Raw genomic sequence first — 15,611 nt, forward strand, 5'->3', positions numbered from 1 at the left:
AATCAATAACATGACAAAATTAACAATTGACACTATAGAAAACATACTTTTTGCAAATAAAAAATTAGTGCTGGATAAATCAACACTTGAGCGAGTGGAGAATAGTTTTAATTTTCTGAAAGAGTTTTCAACAAATAAAATAATTTATGGAGTAAATACAGGTTTTGGTCCAATGGCTCAATATCGTATTGAGGAAGAAGATACAATTCAACTTCAATATAATTTAATCAGAAGCCACTGTACAGGAATAGGAGAACCATTGACGTTAGATCAAACAAAAGCAGCAATTATTGCGCGTTTAAATACGTTGTCTCTTGGTTTTTCAGGAATTCATCCATCGGTCTTGTTGTTGATGCAAGAGTTGGTGAATCGTGATATTTTACCGGTTATTTATCAACATGGTAGCGTAGGAGCCAGTGGAGATTTAGTTCAGTTAGCACATTTAGCATTAGCTTTAATCGGTGAAGGGGAAGTGTTTTATAAAGGAGAAATCAAATCAACGAAAGAAGTTTTTGAGATTGAAAATCTTCAGCCAATAGAAGTTCATATTCGCGAAGGTTTGTCTATTATGAATGGGACTTCGGTTATGACAGGTATCGGAATGGTAAATTTGATTAAAGTAGATCAATTGATTAATCTATCGATTACGTTGAGTTCGATGATGAATGAGATTGTTCAATCTTTTGATGACCATTATTCAAAACCATTAAATGAAGCTAAACAACATATAGGACAGCGAGTTGTTGCAGATAAAATGACCGACTTTTTATATGATAGTCAATTGGTGAAAAAACGAGAAAATGAATTGTACCAAGAACGTAAAGAGAAAATTTTCCAAGAAAAAGTACAAGAATATTATTCGTTACGTTGTGTTCCGCAAATTTTAGGTCCAATTTACGATACATGGAATGCTGCAAAAGAAGTAATAGAAAACGAGATTAATTCGGCAAGTGACAATCCAATTATTGATGTAGAAAATCAAACGGTTCATCACGGAGGTAATTTTCATGGCGATTATGTTTCGTTAGAGTTAGATAAATTGAAATTAGCAGTCACGCGTTTATCGATGCTTAGTGAGCGTCAATTAAATTATTTAGTGAATCCAAAAATTAATGATATTCTACCACCTTTTGTGAATTTAGGAACACTTGGTTTTAACTTTGGTTTACAAGCAGCGCAGTTTACAGCTACGTCTACAACGGCAGAAAATCAAACACTTTCTACGTCGATGTATGTGCATAGTATTCCAAATAACAATGATAATCAAGATATTGTGAGCATGGGAACGAATGCCGCTACAATTTGTGCAAAAGTGATTGATAATACATTTGAGGTATTGACAGTTCAAAGTTTAGCTGTAACACAAGCGATAGAATATCTACAAATACAAGATAAATTATCATCAAAAGGAAAAGCATTTTATGATTCAATTCGTAAAATTGTTCCTGCATTTAAGGAAGATGAGGTGATTTATCCTTATCTTAAGGAAGTTAAAAATTATTTACTAAATAATAAAGTAAAATAAAGCATGAAATGTGCAATAGTAACAGGTGGTTCGCGTGGAATAGGAAAAGCAATTTGTTTAAAAATTGCCGAAGACCATGAGTATCATCTTTTAATCAATTATAATTCGAATGAAGCTGCTGCGTTAGAGACTTTGAGAGAAGTGGAAAGGTTAGGAGGTTCAGGTGAAATTTTGAAATTTGATGTAGCTGATACTAATCAAACCCAACAAGTTTTGACAGATTGGTCAGAAAAAAATTCAGATGCAATTGTAGAAGTAATTGTTAACAATGCTGGAATAACAAAAGACAATTTGTTTATGTGGATTTCGCAAGATGATTGGTCGAATGTGATTAATACAAGTTTAAATGGTTTTTACAACGTGACGCATTTCTTTATCAATCCATTATTAAGAAATAGATTTGGTCGAATTGTGAATATTGTTTCTGTTTCTGGATTGAAAGGAACGCCAGGACAAACGAATTATTCAGCAGCGAAAGCAGCAGTTATTGGTGCTACAAAAGCCTTAGCACAGGAAATTGCCAAACGCAATGTGACAGTAAATGCTGTTGCGCCAGGTTTTATCGAAACCGATATGACAGATGAATTGGATCAAAAGGAATTAAAAAAAATAATTCCAGCCAATCGTTTTGGAAAAACCGAAGAAGTAGCTGATTTGGTAAGTTTCTTGGTTTCTAAAAAATCGAGTTATATTACAGGTGAAGTAATCAATATAAATGGAGGAATTTATTCTTAGCTAAAATGAGTCAAAGAGTCGTAATAACAGGAATGGGAATTTATTCTTGTTTAGGAACATCATTAGAAGAAGTAACCGAATCTTTGCGTCAAGGAAAATCAGGGATTATTTTTGATGAAGAACGTAAAGAATTTGGATTCAAATCCGCATTAACAGGAATGGTTCCTCATGCTGATTTGAAACCTTTTTTAAATCGTCGTCAACGAATTACAGTTGGCCAAGAAACAGAGTTTGCGTATATGGCAACTTTAGAAGCCTTGAAGAATGCTGGTTTGACGGAAGAATATGTGAAATCAAACGAAGTTGGCATTATTTACGGAAACGATAGCGTTTCGAAAGCAATTATTGATGCTATTGATATTGTTCGGGAGAAAAAAGACACAGAATTAATAGGTTCTGGAGCTATTTTTAAATCAATGAATTCTACTGTGACCATGAATCTTGCTACAATTTTCGAATTGACAGGAATTAACATGACCATTAGTGCTGCTTGTGCAAGTGGTTCTCATTCTGTTGGTTTGGGTTTTATGATGATCAAAGATGGTTTGCAAGACATGATTATATGCGGTGGAGCGCAAGAAATAAATAAATATGCTATGGCAAGCTTTGATGGGTTAGGTGTTTTTTCAGCCAATGAAAAGCATCCAGAAAAAGCATGCCGTCCTTTTGATAAAAATCGTGATGGATTAGTACCAAGTGGAGGAGGGGCAACGTTGATTTTAGAGAGTTATGAATCGGCTATAAAACGTGGTGCTCCAATTATAGCTGAGGTTTTGGGTTATGGTTTTTCATCAAATGGGGGGCATATTTCTACACCTAATGTAGATGGGCCTGCGATAGCAATGAATAGAGCGTTAAAACAAGCAAATCTATCGGCTGATGAAATTCAATATATCAATGCTCATGCGACTTCTACACCAGTTGGTGATGCGAATGAAGCAAAAGCAATCGATCAAGTTTTTGGGAAAACGAGACCTTATGTTAGTTCGACAAAATCGATGACAGGACATGAATGTTGGATGGCGGGTGCAAGTGAAATTATATATTCTAACTTAATGATGATGAATAATTTTATTGCGCCTAATATTAATTTCGAAGATGCAGATGAAGATTCAGCTAAATTAAACATTGTTAAAGAAACCTTAAATAAAGAATTTGATGTATATTTGTCAAATTCTTTTGGATTCGGTGGAACGAATTCTGCCCTTGTAATTAAAAAAATTAATTCCTAAAAAATGGTGAAAAGTCAAATCGCTGAAAAATTAAACGCTATCTTAATTGATGAATTTGAAGTTGATACTTCTGTGATTTCAGAAGAAAAAAATATCAAAGAATCATTAGATTTAGATAGTTTAGACTATGTCGATTTAGTGGTAATCATTGAATCTAATTTTGGTGTTAAATTAGTAAAAGAAGATTTTCAAAGTATGATTACTTTTGAAGACTTTTATACAATTGTAGAACAAAAGTTAGAGAACAAATAACAAATATGAAACAATGGGATGGTCGTTCTAAAGGAACGGTCCTTGGTTACAAAATATTTGTCAACGTGATGAAAAAGCTCGGAATTAAGGCTGCATATTCAGTCTTAATTTTTGTAGCTTTTTATTACTTTATAACAGCTGTCGATAGCAATAAATCAATCTACAATTACTTTCGTCATCGTCTAAATTTTTCCATTTTCAAATCAATTTTAAGCGTTTATAAAAGTTATTATACGTTTGGTCAAACATTAATTGATAAAACAGCAATTAATGCAGGTTTACGTAATAAATTTACGTATGAATTTGATGGGATTGAATTGTTGAAAAATTTGTTAGATCAAAAACAAGGAGGAATTTTAATCAGCGCACATGTTGGAAATTTCGAAGTTGCAGAACATTTTTTTGCTGACATCGATTTAGATTGTCAAATAAATTTGGTAACGACAGATTTAGAACGAAACGTCATCAAAGAATATTTGGAAAGTATTTCCATGAAACCTTCGGTGAAATTTATCTTAATTCAAGAGGATTTATCACATATTTTCGAAATTAACAATGCGCTTAGCCGAAATGAATTGATTTGTTTTACAGGTGATCGTTATTTCGAAGGAAATAAGACCATGTCAGAAGTTCTTCTTGGCAAAGAAGCTAATTTCCCTGCAGGACCATTTTCTATTGCTTCTCGATTGAAAGTGCCCGTTGCTTTCGTGTATGTCATGAAAGAAAAAAATCTACATTATCATCTATATGCTCGTCAAGCGAATTTCAAACATCGTGATGCAAACGCTCTATTGAAGGAGTTTTGTACGAATTTAGAAATCATTGTAAAAAAATATCCTTATCAATGGTTCAATTATTTCGATTTTTGGAAGTAAATTACACAACATTATGAATTTTCAAACCACTATAAAACATTTTCTATTCCATGAAACCGAACATATTAGTTGTCTATTATTCGCAGTCAGGACAATTGAAAGAGATTGTAAATCAAACAACTTATGATTTAAATAAAAGCCAAGATATTAGTTTAACGACCTATAACATAAAAATGGAGGAGAAGTTTCCTTTTCCGTGGGATTTTTATTCTTTTTTTAATGCTTTTCCTGACAGCTTTCTTCAAAAAAAGAAGAAAATTAAACCAATCCCCTCTGAAATTTTAAATCAAAAATATGATTTGATTTTATTGTATTATCAGGTTTGGTTTTTATCTCCTTCCATTCCAATTAATTCTTTTTTAAGAGATTCGCAATCGCAAAAACTTTTAGAACATACTAAAATTATTACGATTAGTGGCTCGCGAAATATGTGGTTTTTAGCACAGGAAAAAATCAAGGTAATTTTGAAAGAACAAAAAGCGAAATTGGTCGGAAATATTGCGTTAGTAGATCATACACCAAATTTAATAAGTGCAATGACGATTGTAAATTGGATGTTTTCAGGAGTTAAAAAACGAATGTTTAATTTGTTGCCTTTGCCAGGAATTAATGAAAAAACAATACAAGAAAGTAGAAGATTTGGTAAAATTATTCTAAATTCAATCCAAAATAATAATTATTCAGATTTACAAGAAAAATTAGTACTAGCTGGTGCTGTAGAGGTTAAACCTTTTTTGGTTTCTGTAGATAAAAAGGGAAACCGAATGTTTAAAGTTTGGTCAAAAATGATTGATTCTAAGCAAGGTAAACAGCGAGAAAAGTTCTTAAAATTCTTTTATTATTATTTAATTGTGGCTATTTGGATAATATCTCCGATAGTAAATTTGTTATATATTATATTTTATCCGTTTAATTATTTTAAATACAAAAAACAGGTAAAATATTATCAAGGAATAAAATAATATGCAGCACGTATATATCACCAAAACTTCTAAGTTTTTGCCAAATCAACCTATTTCAAATGAAGAAATGGAAGATTTTTTAGGGAAGATTAATCAAATTCCGTCAAAAGCAAGAAGAATCGTTTTAAGAAACAATGGAATCAAAACACGTTATTACGCACTTGATAAATCAGGGAATATAACGCATTCTAATGCTGAATTGACGATGAAAGCAATCGTCAATTTGTTGGATGATCGATTTACACAAAACGATATTGAGGTATTGTCTTGTGGAACTTCTACACCAGATTTCCTATTACCTTCTCATGCAGCAATGGTACATGGATTATTAGCTAATAACGTTTCAGTAGAATTAAATTCTTCTTCTGGTGTTTGTAATTCGGGAATGAATGCACTGAAATTTGGATATCTTTCAGTAAAATCGGGTAATTCTAAAAATGCAATTTGTTCTGGATCGGAACGAGTTTCGACATGGATGAAAGCAGAAAAATTTGAACATGAAGTTGAAAATTTGAAAGAATTAGAAGAACAACCGATTATCGCTTTCAAAAAAGATTTCTTACGTTGGATGTTGTCTGATGGTGCAGGTGCTTTTTTATTAGAAAATACACCAAACGAAGATACTATTTCATTAAAAATAGAGTGGATGGAATCTTATTCTTACGCACACGAATTAGAAACCTGTATGTATGCAGGTGGTGATAAATTACCGAATGGAGAAATGAAACCTTGGAGCGATTATTCTTCGGAAGATTGGCTAAAAAAATCGGTTTTTTCATTGAAACAAGATGTCAAAGTTTTAAACGACAATATTTTAATTAAAGGTGTGGAAAGCATGAAAGCTGCAATGGATAAACATCAATTATCATCAGATCAGATCGATTATTTATTGCCTCATGTCTCATCAAATTATTTTGTTCAAGGATTATATGATGAATTTTGTAAGAAAGGTATCACAATTCCGCTTGAAAAATGGTTTATGAATTTGAGTAAAGTTGGAAATGTAGGCTCGGCATCTGTTTTTTTAATGCTTGATGAACTTTTTCAGAAAGGAAACCTTGAAAAAGGAAATCGTATCATGCTTTGTGTACCAGAAAGTGGACGTTTTTCTTATTCGTATGCTTATTTAACTGTCGTATAAAATGAATACTTTACAATTACCTAATCGTTCGATAGAGTTTATCAAATTATTGATTCCACAACGCGAACCAATGATAATGGTTGATGCTATTTTTGATTTTGAAGAAGGAAAAGTAGTTGGTGGTTTATCGGTACAAAATGATTCAATATTTGTGAGTAATAATGAATTAAAAGAACCAGGAGTGTTAGAACATATGGCGCAAACAGTAGCGTTGTATACAGGGTATCAATTTTATATTCGAAATGAATCAGCACCAACAGGTTATATTGGGTCAATGAAGTCAATACAAATTAACCGTTTGCCTAAGGTTAATGAATATTTGGTAACAACTGCCACTATTTTACACGAAGTGATGGGAGTGACTTTGGTATCAATCGAAACAAAGATTGAAGAAGAGGTAATTGCAAAAGGAGAGATGAAAACAGTGATTGCAGAAACATAATTTATGAAAGTAAATCAACAAATTGATATTCAACAATACCTTCCACATCGTGAGCCAATGCTTTTTGTGGATACGATTTCTTGGTTAGAAAAAACGTATGTTGAAGCATTATTTACGATAAAACCAACTCAACTATTTATTCAGAACGAATATTTTACTGAAGTCGGTTTACTCGAAAATATGGCGCAAGTTTGCTCAACGATTATAGGACAAAATTATTTTATCAATTTTGCTGATCTTCATAAAGGAGATGTGATAGGTTTTATTAGTACGATAAAACAGGCTGAAATCTTGAAATTACCAAAAATTAATCAAACAATAACAACAAAATCAACATTGTTAGAAGTTTATGATTATGATGAATTTACAATTAGTTTAATGCAGGCAATAGTTGTACTTGACGAAGAGATTATTGCAACAGCTACGATGAATTTGATGCTTCAAAACCATAAAAAATGAAACAATCAGAAGTACCACAAGATAAAGGACATTTAAAAGATTTTAATGAAGTATATTACGCGATTGATGATCAAGGCGAGTTTTCTCAAACGTTGAGTACGGGTTGGGAAGCGAAGAATCTTGTTCAGTCCGAAACATTAAAAATATTAGATGAGCGTACAGAGCAAGCAAGACAACAAGTGATGGAAGGAAAAGCAAGTCCAATATTATATTTCATGGAATTGAAACGTATGGATTGGGATATCCTTTCTAATTATGTTGGAATTTGGAAATTTTTTGTCAAACGACATTCAAAGCCAACTGTTTTCGCAAAACTAAAAGAATCAACACTAAAAAAATATGCCGAAGCTTTTGAAATTTCGGTTGATGAACTAAAAAACTTTAATGGAAACCCTAACTGATTTTAAACATTTTCAATCTGCACATTGCGAGAACGGTGTTGCTTCTAATTTGTTAAAAAATAAAGGAATTGATATTTCAGAACCAATGATTTTTGGAATTGGTTCGGGACTATTCTTTGTCTTCTTGCCATTTCTTAAAGTGAATCATGCGCCTGCTATTAGTTATCGTCCAATGCCTGGAATGATCTTTAATCGTGCAGCAAAAAATCTTGGAATAAAGGTTAAACGTCATAAATTTCGTTCTACAAAGTCTGCTCAAACCTTTTTAGATCAACAACTATTAGCTAATCGTCCATGTGGTTTGCAGGTTGGTGTATACAATTTAACTTATTTTCCCGAAGAATATAAATTCCATTTCAATGGACATAATTTGGTTGTTTTTGGTAAACAAGATCAAACTTATTTAATTAGTGATCCTGTGATGCAAGAAACAACAAAATTGACAGAAAATGAATTAGAAAAAGTTCGTTTTTCGAAAGGAGTTTTAGCTCCAAAAGGTCATTTGTATTATCCTGAATATATTCCAGAACATATAGATTATCAGAAAGCGATTACAAAAGGAATAAAAAAAACGTGTCGCGAAATGTTAGCACCAGTACCAATTGTTGGTGTTAAAGGTATACGAATGGTTGCAAAAAGAATTAAAAAAATGCCAAAGAAAGTTGGAAATGCAAAAACCAATTATTTCTTGGCTCAAATGATTCGTATGCAAGAAGAAATCGGAACTGGTGGTGGAGGTTTTCGTTATATTTATGCTGCTTTTTTACAAGAGGCTGCACAAAAAATAAACCAACCACATCTGAATGATTTTGCCTTAGAAATTTCTGAAATAGGCGATAAATGGCGCGATTTTGCTTTAAATGCTTCAAGAGTATATAAAAAAAGAAACAATGCCCAAGATATTTATGATGTAATTTCTGATCAATTGTTGGAATTAGCAGATTTAGAAGAGTCGTTTTTTAAGCGTTTAAGAAAAGCAATTTAGAGATGATTGAGATTGAAAAATTATATAAAAAATATAAAAATTCGGATGTTTTTGCGTTAGAAGACTTCTCATTAACGATAAAACAAAACGAAATTCATGGTGTTCTTGGTCCAAATGGAGCAGGGAAAACAACATTGATGTCGATACTTTCAGGTTTGATTAAACCCACTTCTGGGAATATTGTGATTCAGAATTTTAATCAGAAAAATGATTTAAAAAAGATTCAAAATATTATTGGAATTGTTCCACAAGAATATGCATTGTATCCAACGTTGACAGCACGAGAAAATTTAGAATTTTTCGGAAAGATTTATAAAGTTCCTTCAAAAGAATTGCATGAAAAGATTTTGCTTTTGACAGAAAAAGTTGGAATGAGTAAATTTTTGGATAGAAAAATTGAATCTTTTTCGGGTGGAATGAAACGCCGTATTAATTTATTGGCAGGCATTCTTCATCAACCAGAAATTCTATTTTTAGATGAGCCAACTGTTGGTGTTGATATTCAGTCCAAAATTGCGTTATTGGATTATTTACAAGAACTTCATCAGCAAGGAATGTCGATCGTTTATACATCGCATCATATGGCAGAAGCGGAGGGTTTTTGTACGCAGGTTACTATTATGAATCAAGGAAAATCGATTATAACTGCCCAACCAAAACAATTGATTCAACAAGTAAATGCGTATAATCTTGAAGAAGCATTTGTTTATCTAACTAAATTGTCATGATATGTTGAAACAACTTTTAGCATGTATTAAAAAAGAAATATTATTGCTGATTCGCGATATTGGTGGGTTGGTGATTCTTTTTATAATGCCTTTGATTTTGGTTGTAACGGTAACTAAAATTCAGAAAAGTACCTACGATTCGTTTGCAGAAGCAACTATTCCAGTACTATTTATTGATCATGATCAGGATAGTATTTCTGCTGTGGTTAAAAAACATATTTCTCAATCGGGCAATTTGAAAATTGTTTCAGAATTAAATGGAAAAAAATTAACAGAAGATGAACTAAAATCAGAGGTGTTCAAAGGGAAATATCAAGTCGGAATTGTTATACCTGAACGATTATCAAAAGATTTGGATTATAAAATCAATCAAAATGTTGAGCAAATTTTAAATGAATTTGCTTTCGATAGTACGGAAGTTAAATACAATCAACAGGTTAGTCCAAAAACGATTAAACTTTATTTTGATCCAGCAACTTCCTTGGCATTTAAGGACAATGTTTCGAATGTATTGGATCAATTAATAACGGACACAGAAAATAAAAGTATTTATAAGGCATTTCAACAAGAAATGGGGTCTGAAGATTTGAGTTTTCAAAATGAAAAATTCATTCATTTTCAAGAAATTGTTCCCGAAGATTCAAAATCAATTTTAAAACCAAACGTGACACAACATAATGTTCCTGCTTGGACATTATTTGCTATATTTTTTATCGTTGTTCCTTTATCTATCAATATTGTAAAAGAAAAAAGTTTAGGAACACACGTACGATTATTAACTAGTCCGATGCCTTATTCAGTTCAAATTATTGGTAAAACAATCACTTATTTAACCATAAGTTTATTTCAGTTTATAATGATTTTAGGTGTAGCTAAATTCGTTTTTCCATTGATTGATTTACCAAGTTTTAAAACAGATGGTATTTTATTTTCTATTTATGGACTGACTGTTTTTGCGTCTTTAGCCGCAATTGGTTTGGGACTTTTAATTGGAACAATAGCCAAAACACAAGAACAATCTGCTCCATTTGGAGCAACTTTAGTCGTTATTTTAGCAGCGATAGGAGGAGTATGGATTCCTGTTTTTGCAATGTCAGATTTTATGCAACATTTCGCAAAAATCTCACCGATGAATTGGGCGCTAGATGGCTATTATAGTCTTATTCTACGAAATCAGTCATTCATAGAGATTGTACCGAATATTATTTTGTTAATTTTGTTCTATATTATTACCTTGTTTGTCGCATTATATTATGATAGATTCAAAAGAGAAGATTAAAACCTTAGTACATCATTCTAATTTCGCTGTTCGATTTAATGAAACCGACCCGTTGGGAATCGTTTGGCATGGGAATTATATTACATATTTTGAAGATGGAAGAGAAGCTTTTGGCCGTCATTTTGGAATTAGTTACTTGGATATTCAAAAAAGTGGCTTTGTAACGCCGATTATCAAATCAGTTTGCGAGCATAAGTTTCCGTTGAAATATGGAGATAAATGTAGAATAGAAACCACTTTTGTAGATACTTTGGCTGCAAAGATGATTTATAAATTCAAGATTTTTAATCAAGATGAAAAATTAGTTTGTATTGGTGAAACAATTCAAGTATTTTTAGACAACGAAGGGGAATTAATGTTAACATTTCCAGCATTCTTTGAACAATGGAAGAAAAAAGTAGGATTATTGTAATGGAGAAAATTTACATCAATCGTGCGAATATTTTAACGCCTTTCGGTAATACAATTGAAACGAACTGGAATCAATTGTTGGAGGGAAATTCTGCCGTCACTAAAGTTGAATCATTTGGTCATTTAAAACATTTTTATGCAGGAAAAATTAATGAAGAAATTTTCTGTAATTTAAAAGATCAAATAATTGATAATAAAAAATATACTCGATTAGAATTAATTGGGATTATAGCTCTTCAATCTATTGTTGAGCAAGCGGAAATAAGTTCTCGAACGGGTTTTGTTTTATCCACAACGAAAGGAAATATTAATCATCTTTCACATTCTATAAACGAAGCATCTATTCCAAATTTCGCTAAAAAAATCGCTGATTATTTTGAATTCAAATCAGAACCAATAATCGTATCAAATGCATGTGTATCTGGTGTTTTGGCGGTAAATGTAGCAAAACGTTTCATTGAAATGGATACTTTTGACAATGTATATGTTTTGGCTTTAGATGAATTAACAGATTTTGTTTTAACAGGTTTCAATTCATTTCAAGCAATGGATTTCGAGTTGTGCAAACCTTTTGATCAGGCTCGAAAAGGTGTTAATTTAGGCGAAGCAGCAGCTTGTATTTATCTTTCGAAAAATAAAGAAAAAAATAGTTTTCAAATTTTGGGAGAAGCTTCTATTAATGATGCAAACCATATTTCGGGACCATCACGAACAGGTGAAGGTTTGGTTTTGAGTATCGAGTCGGCGATGAAAGAAGCAAATGTTTCATCAAATGAAATAGATTATATTTCAGCTCATGGAACGGCGACTTTGTATAACGATGAAATGGAATCAATTGCTTTTAATCGTTTGCAAATGAGTAAAACCCCGACCAATAGTCTAAAAGCTTTTTACGGACATACATTGGGTGCGTCTGGATTGTTAGAATTGGTGATTTCGATGAAACAAGCAGAAGAAAACATTATATTGAAAAGTAATAATTTCAAAGAAGTAGGAACTTCAGTTTCTCAAAATATTTTAAAGGAAAATCTTCAAAAAGAAATCAATGTTATTCTAAAAACTTCTTCTGGATTTGGCGGAAGTAATGCTGTAATCATACTTAAAAAAGTTCAAGATGACTAAAGTTGAAATTAAAAAAGAACAAGTTTGGTTGAATGACGAACTTTATTTCGAAGATTCTTCAGGAGATTTTGGGTTATTTTCTAAAAATTTATTTAAATTGTTAGAAATAGATTATCCAAAATTCTATAAAATGGATAATCAAAGTAAATTGGCTTTTTTAGCTGCTGAGATCATTCTAAAAGACGAGAATACATTGAATGAAAATCAAGAAATAGCGTTGGTTTTTGCCAATAGAAATTCAAGTTTAGATTCAGATTTGAAACATCAAAAAAGTATTCAATCGACTGATGAAATTTTTCCAAGTCCAGCTGTATTTGTTTACACATTAGCAAATGTTTGTTTAGGAGAAGTCAGTATTCGTCATCATTTGAAAACTGAAAATGCTTTTTTTATTTCATCGAATTTTGATGAAGATCGACTAAAGAAATATGCAAATTATTTGATTATCAAAAATAAAGCAAAAAAAGTTGTGTTGGCTTGGGTTGATTATTTGCAAGAAGATTACGAAATAAAAATGTACTTAATAGATTAAAATAATATTAGTTAGAATAAAAACATTATGGAAAATTTAATAAACGATTTAAAAGTGAAAATTATCGAAATTTTAAATCTTGAAGATGTTTCGGTAGAAGAGATTAAAAATGATGACCCTCTATTTGGAGACGGTTTGGGGTTAGATTCTATTGATGCATTAGAATTGATTGTTTTATTGGATAAGGAATATGGAATTAAAATTACTGATCCAAAAGAAGGAAAAACAATCTTTCAATCGGTTGAAGTTATGGCAGATTATATCCAAAAAAATAGAACAAAATAATGACAAAAAAAGTTGCTATAACTGGAATGGGAATTATCTCGGCAATTGGTAAGAATGTCGAAGATAACCATGATTCTTTAATTCATCAAAAACATGGCTTATCACGCCTTGAAAATTTTGAATCTATTCATCAAAATGAAATTTTTGTGGGTGAAATAAAATTATCTAATGATGAATTAGCAACTTTTTTAAATTTATCTTCGGACAACAACTTTTCCAGAACAGCAATGCTAGGGCTTGTAGCTGTAAAAGAAGCTTTAAAAAAAGCTAAGATAGAAGATGTAAATGAAGTAAGAACGGGGTTGATTTCCTCTACGAGTGTAGGAGGAATGGATCGAACTGAAAATTATTTTTTTGATTTTGAGAATTTACTTGATCAACAAAAGTATATTATGAGTCATGATGCAGGAGCAACAACGAATCAAATTGCAAACGAGATTGGTTTAAAAGGTTTTGTTTCGACGATTAGTACTGCATGTTCTTCAGCTGCAAATGCGATTATGTATGGTGCTCGTTTGATTAATTCAGGGAAATTGGATCGTGTGATTGTAGGTGGGACTGATGCGTTATCTAAATTTACAGTCAATGGATTTAAAAGTTTAATGATTTTAAGTGATGAGTTTAATCAACCTTTTGATGAAAATCGTAAAGGTTTAAACCTTGGAGAAGCTGCAGCTTATTTGATTTTAGAGTCAGATGAATTAGCTCAAAAATCAAACAAAAAAATCCTTGGTTATTTGATCGGTTCAGGTAATGCCAATGATGCATTTCATCAAACTGCATCTTCTGAAAATGGAGAAGGAGCGTATTTAGCGATGAAAAAAGCATTTGAAACCGCGAATATTCAACCACATAATATCGATTATATCAATGTTCATGGTACAGCTACAAACAACAATGATATAACAGAAGGTAGAGCTTTGAAAAGAATCTTTGGAGAAGATGTACCTATTTTTAGTTCAACTAAACCATATACTGGTCATACATTAGCTGCTGCAGCGAGTGTAGAAGCGGTTTTTAGTTTGTTAAGTTTACAACATAGTATCGTTTACCCTAACCTTAATTTTCAATCTCCGATAGAAGAATTGAATATCTTTCCTTCGACAGAAGTTAAGAACAAAGATATTCAATATGTATTATCAAACTCGTTTGGTTTTGGAGGGAATTGTTCAACTTTAATCTTTTCTAAATCATGAAAGAAGTAGTGGTAAATGGATTAGGTTTCGTAAATGCTCAATTTACAAATGAAATCACAAATGATTTTTTGTTATTAGAAACTTCAATAACGAAAGCGAAATCTCCTTTGTTAAAAGATATTATTTCTTCTGCGATGAGTCGTCGAATGGCTTCTGGAGTTAAAATGGGAATTTATTCTTCTTTAAAAGCATTGAATGATGGAGGAATTGAACATCCAGAAGCGATAATCACTGGAACAGCTTTAGGTTGTTTGGTGGATTCTGAAAAGTTTTTGACGAATATTATTCAAAACAAAGAGGAGTTTTTGACGCCAACTGCTTTTATTCAATCTACACATAATACGGTTGGTTCTCAAATTGCTTTACATCTTGGGTGCAACGCTTACAATTTTACCTATACAAATGGTTTTAATTCCTTTGAGAATGCGTTATTAGACGGTTTTTTACAAGTAGAAAAGGAAGGGATTAATAATGCGTTAATTGGTGGAATTGATGAAATAGGTGTTCGTACTTATGAATTATTGCAATTAGTTGGTGAGATTAAAAATGAGTTTAACCAAGGAGTTAAATACAGTGAAGGTGCACACTTTTGTGTTTTATCTAATCAAAAAAGTGAAAGTTCTTATGCGAAAGTAATAGATGTTCATCTCTTGAATAATTATGAAGATATAAATGCTGAAATTTTAAAGTTTATTCAATTGAATAATATTGATTTATCCGATATTGATGCGATAATTTCAGGAGATCAAACTTTGCGAATTAATGAGAAGGAATTGATTGAGATATTTGAATACAAAGATTTTATTGGTGAATTTGGAACGTCATCGGCTTTTGGATTTATTTTAGGCTGCAAATTATTACGTCATCAAAGTTTACCTTATCAATTTAAAACCAATAAAATAGTGGCTAAAAGTTATCGAAATGTACTTTTGGTCAATGGTCGGAATGGAAAAGATTTGAGTTTAGTATTGCTTCAATCGATATGAAATTTAAAGTTGCCACCATCTTTTTTATAACTACACTAATTTGTCTTTCAATTGGTTGTTTTG

General features: G+C 31.6%; 19 protein-coding genes. All 19 read left to right on the forward strand.

The genetic code is table 11. The features are described 5' to 3' along the window. Positions 1-10: 10 nt before the first annotated feature. From IF125_RS04725 to IF125_RS04815, 19 genes are read left to right on the forward strand one after another with little or no spacing between them, the layout of a single operon-like run. A complete protein-coding gene (locus IF125_RS04725; protein WP_225541691.1) occupies positions 11-1,525 on the forward strand; it encodes an HAL/PAL/TAL family ammonia-lyase in 1,515 nt (504 codons plus the stop codon). Positions 1,526-1,528: 3 nt separating this feature from the next. Then, entirely contained in the window at positions 1,529-2,260 is a 732-nt protein-coding gene (fabG, locus tag IF125_RS04730) for a 3-oxoacyl-ACP reductase FabG (RefSeq protein WP_225541692.1), read from the forward strand. Positions 2,261-2,265: 5 nt separating this feature from the next. Continuing rightward, positions 2,266-3,492 (forward strand): beta-ketoacyl-[acyl-carrier-protein] synthase family protein, encoded by a 1,227-nt coding sequence (locus tag IF125_RS04735; RefSeq protein ID WP_171623074.1) that lies wholly within the window; start codon positions 2,266-2,268, stop codon positions 3,490-3,492. Positions 3,493-3,495: 3 nt separating this feature from the next. Further along, complete coding sequence (locus tag IF125_RS04740) at positions 3,496-3,744, forward strand: phosphopantetheine-binding protein (protein WP_225541693.1); 249 nt, start codon at positions 3,496-3,498, stop codon at positions 3,742-3,744. 5 nt (positions 3,745-3,749) lie between these two features. Then, the gene (locus IF125_RS04745; RefSeq protein WP_225541694.1) at positions 3,750-4,619 is read left to right on the forward strand and encodes an LpxL/LpxP family acyltransferase; all 870 of its coding nucleotides are present in this window, start codon (positions 3,750-3,752) and stop codon (positions 4,617-4,619) included. A 50-nt stretch (positions 4,620-4,669) separates the two neighbouring features. Further along, entirely contained in the window at positions 4,670-5,581 is a 912-nt protein-coding gene (locus tag IF125_RS04750; protein ID WP_225541695.1) for a dialkylrecorsinol condensing enzyme DarA, read from the forward strand. A 1-nt stretch (position 5,582) separates the two neighbouring features. Further along, positions 5,583-6,722, forward strand: coding sequence for a beta-ketoacyl-ACP synthase III (locus IF125_RS04755; protein WP_225541696.1), 1,140 nt, complete (start codon positions 5,583-5,585; stop codon positions 6,720-6,722). A 1-nt stretch (position 6,723) separates the two neighbouring features. Continuing rightward, positions 6,724-7,164 (forward strand): hypothetical protein, encoded by a 441-nt coding sequence (locus tag IF125_RS04760; protein ID WP_225541697.1) that lies wholly within the window; start codon positions 6,724-6,726, stop codon positions 7,162-7,164. Between the two features lie 3 nt (positions 7,165-7,167). Continuing rightward, the gene (locus IF125_RS04765; RefSeq protein ID WP_225541698.1) at positions 7,168-7,623 is read left to right on the forward strand and encodes a hypothetical protein; all 456 of its coding nucleotides are present in this window, start codon (positions 7,168-7,170) and stop codon (positions 7,621-7,623) included. Beyond that, positions 7,620-8,024 (forward strand): hypothetical protein, encoded by a 405-nt coding sequence (locus IF125_RS04770; RefSeq protein ID WP_171623081.1) that lies wholly within the window; start codon positions 7,620-7,622, stop codon positions 8,022-8,024. Before IF125_RS04765 ends, IF125_RS04770 begins: the two co-directional genes overlap by 4 nt. Beyond that, a complete protein-coding gene (locus IF125_RS04775; protein ID WP_188319840.1) occupies positions 8,008-9,009 on the forward strand; it encodes a BtrH N-terminal domain-containing protein in 1,002 nt (333 codons plus the stop codon). Before IF125_RS04770 ends, IF125_RS04775 begins: the two co-directional genes overlap by 17 nt. Before the next feature lie 2 nt (positions 9,010-9,011). Continuing rightward, entirely contained in the window at positions 9,012-9,737 is a 726-nt protein-coding gene (locus IF125_RS04780; RefSeq protein WP_225541699.1) for an ABC transporter ATP-binding protein, read from the forward strand. Between the two features lies 1 nt (position 9,738). Beyond that, positions 9,739-11,016 carry an ABC transporter permease gene (locus IF125_RS04785; RefSeq protein WP_225541700.1) on the forward strand — a complete coding sequence of 426 codons (1,278 nt, stop codon included), beginning with the start codon at positions 9,739-9,741 and terminating at the stop codon, positions 11,014-11,016. After that, positions 10,991-11,428 carry an acyl-CoA thioesterase gene (locus tag IF125_RS04790; protein WP_171623085.1) on the forward strand — a complete coding sequence of 146 codons (438 nt, stop codon included), beginning with the start codon at positions 10,991-10,993 and terminating at the stop codon, positions 11,426-11,428. The genes IF125_RS04785 and IF125_RS04790 overlap by 26 nt, the downstream gene beginning before the upstream one ends. Continuing rightward, positions 11,428-12,549 carry a beta-ketoacyl synthase N-terminal-like domain-containing protein gene (locus tag IF125_RS04795; RefSeq protein ID WP_225541701.1) on the forward strand — a complete coding sequence of 374 codons (1,122 nt, stop codon included), beginning with the start codon at positions 11,428-11,430 and terminating at the stop codon, positions 12,547-12,549. The genes IF125_RS04790 and IF125_RS04795 overlap by 1 nt, the downstream gene beginning before the upstream one ends. Further along, positions 12,542-13,081: a 3-oxoacyl-ACP synthase gene (locus IF125_RS04800; protein WP_225541702.1), complete on the forward strand. Its 540-nt coding sequence runs from the start codon at positions 12,542-12,544 to the stop codon at positions 13,079-13,081. The genes IF125_RS04795 and IF125_RS04800 overlap by 8 nt, the downstream gene beginning before the upstream one ends. A 27-nt stretch (positions 13,082-13,108) precedes the next feature. After that, complete coding sequence (locus IF125_RS04805) at positions 13,109-13,366, forward strand: phosphopantetheine-binding protein (RefSeq protein ID WP_188319844.1); 258 nt, start codon at positions 13,109-13,111, stop codon at positions 13,364-13,366. Further along, entirely contained in the window at positions 13,366-14,562 is a 1,197-nt protein-coding gene (locus IF125_RS04810) for a beta-ketoacyl-[acyl-carrier-protein] synthase family protein (protein WP_225541703.1), read from the forward strand. Before IF125_RS04805 ends, IF125_RS04810 begins: the two co-directional genes overlap by 1 nt. Beyond that, positions 14,559-15,548 carry a beta-ketoacyl-[acyl-carrier-protein] synthase family protein gene (locus tag IF125_RS04815; protein WP_225541704.1) on the forward strand — a complete coding sequence of 330 codons (990 nt, stop codon included), beginning with the start codon at positions 14,559-14,561 and terminating at the stop codon, positions 15,546-15,548. The genes IF125_RS04810 and IF125_RS04815 overlap by 4 nt, the downstream gene beginning before the upstream one ends. The last annotated feature ends 63 nt before the right edge of the window (positions 15,549-15,611 follow it).

The sequence above is a fragment of the Empedobacter stercoris genome, from assembly GCF_020281205.1.
In the GTDB taxonomy this organism is placed as follows: domain Bacteria; phylum Bacteroidota; class Bacteroidia; order Flavobacteriales; family Weeksellaceae; genus Empedobacter; species Empedobacter stercoris.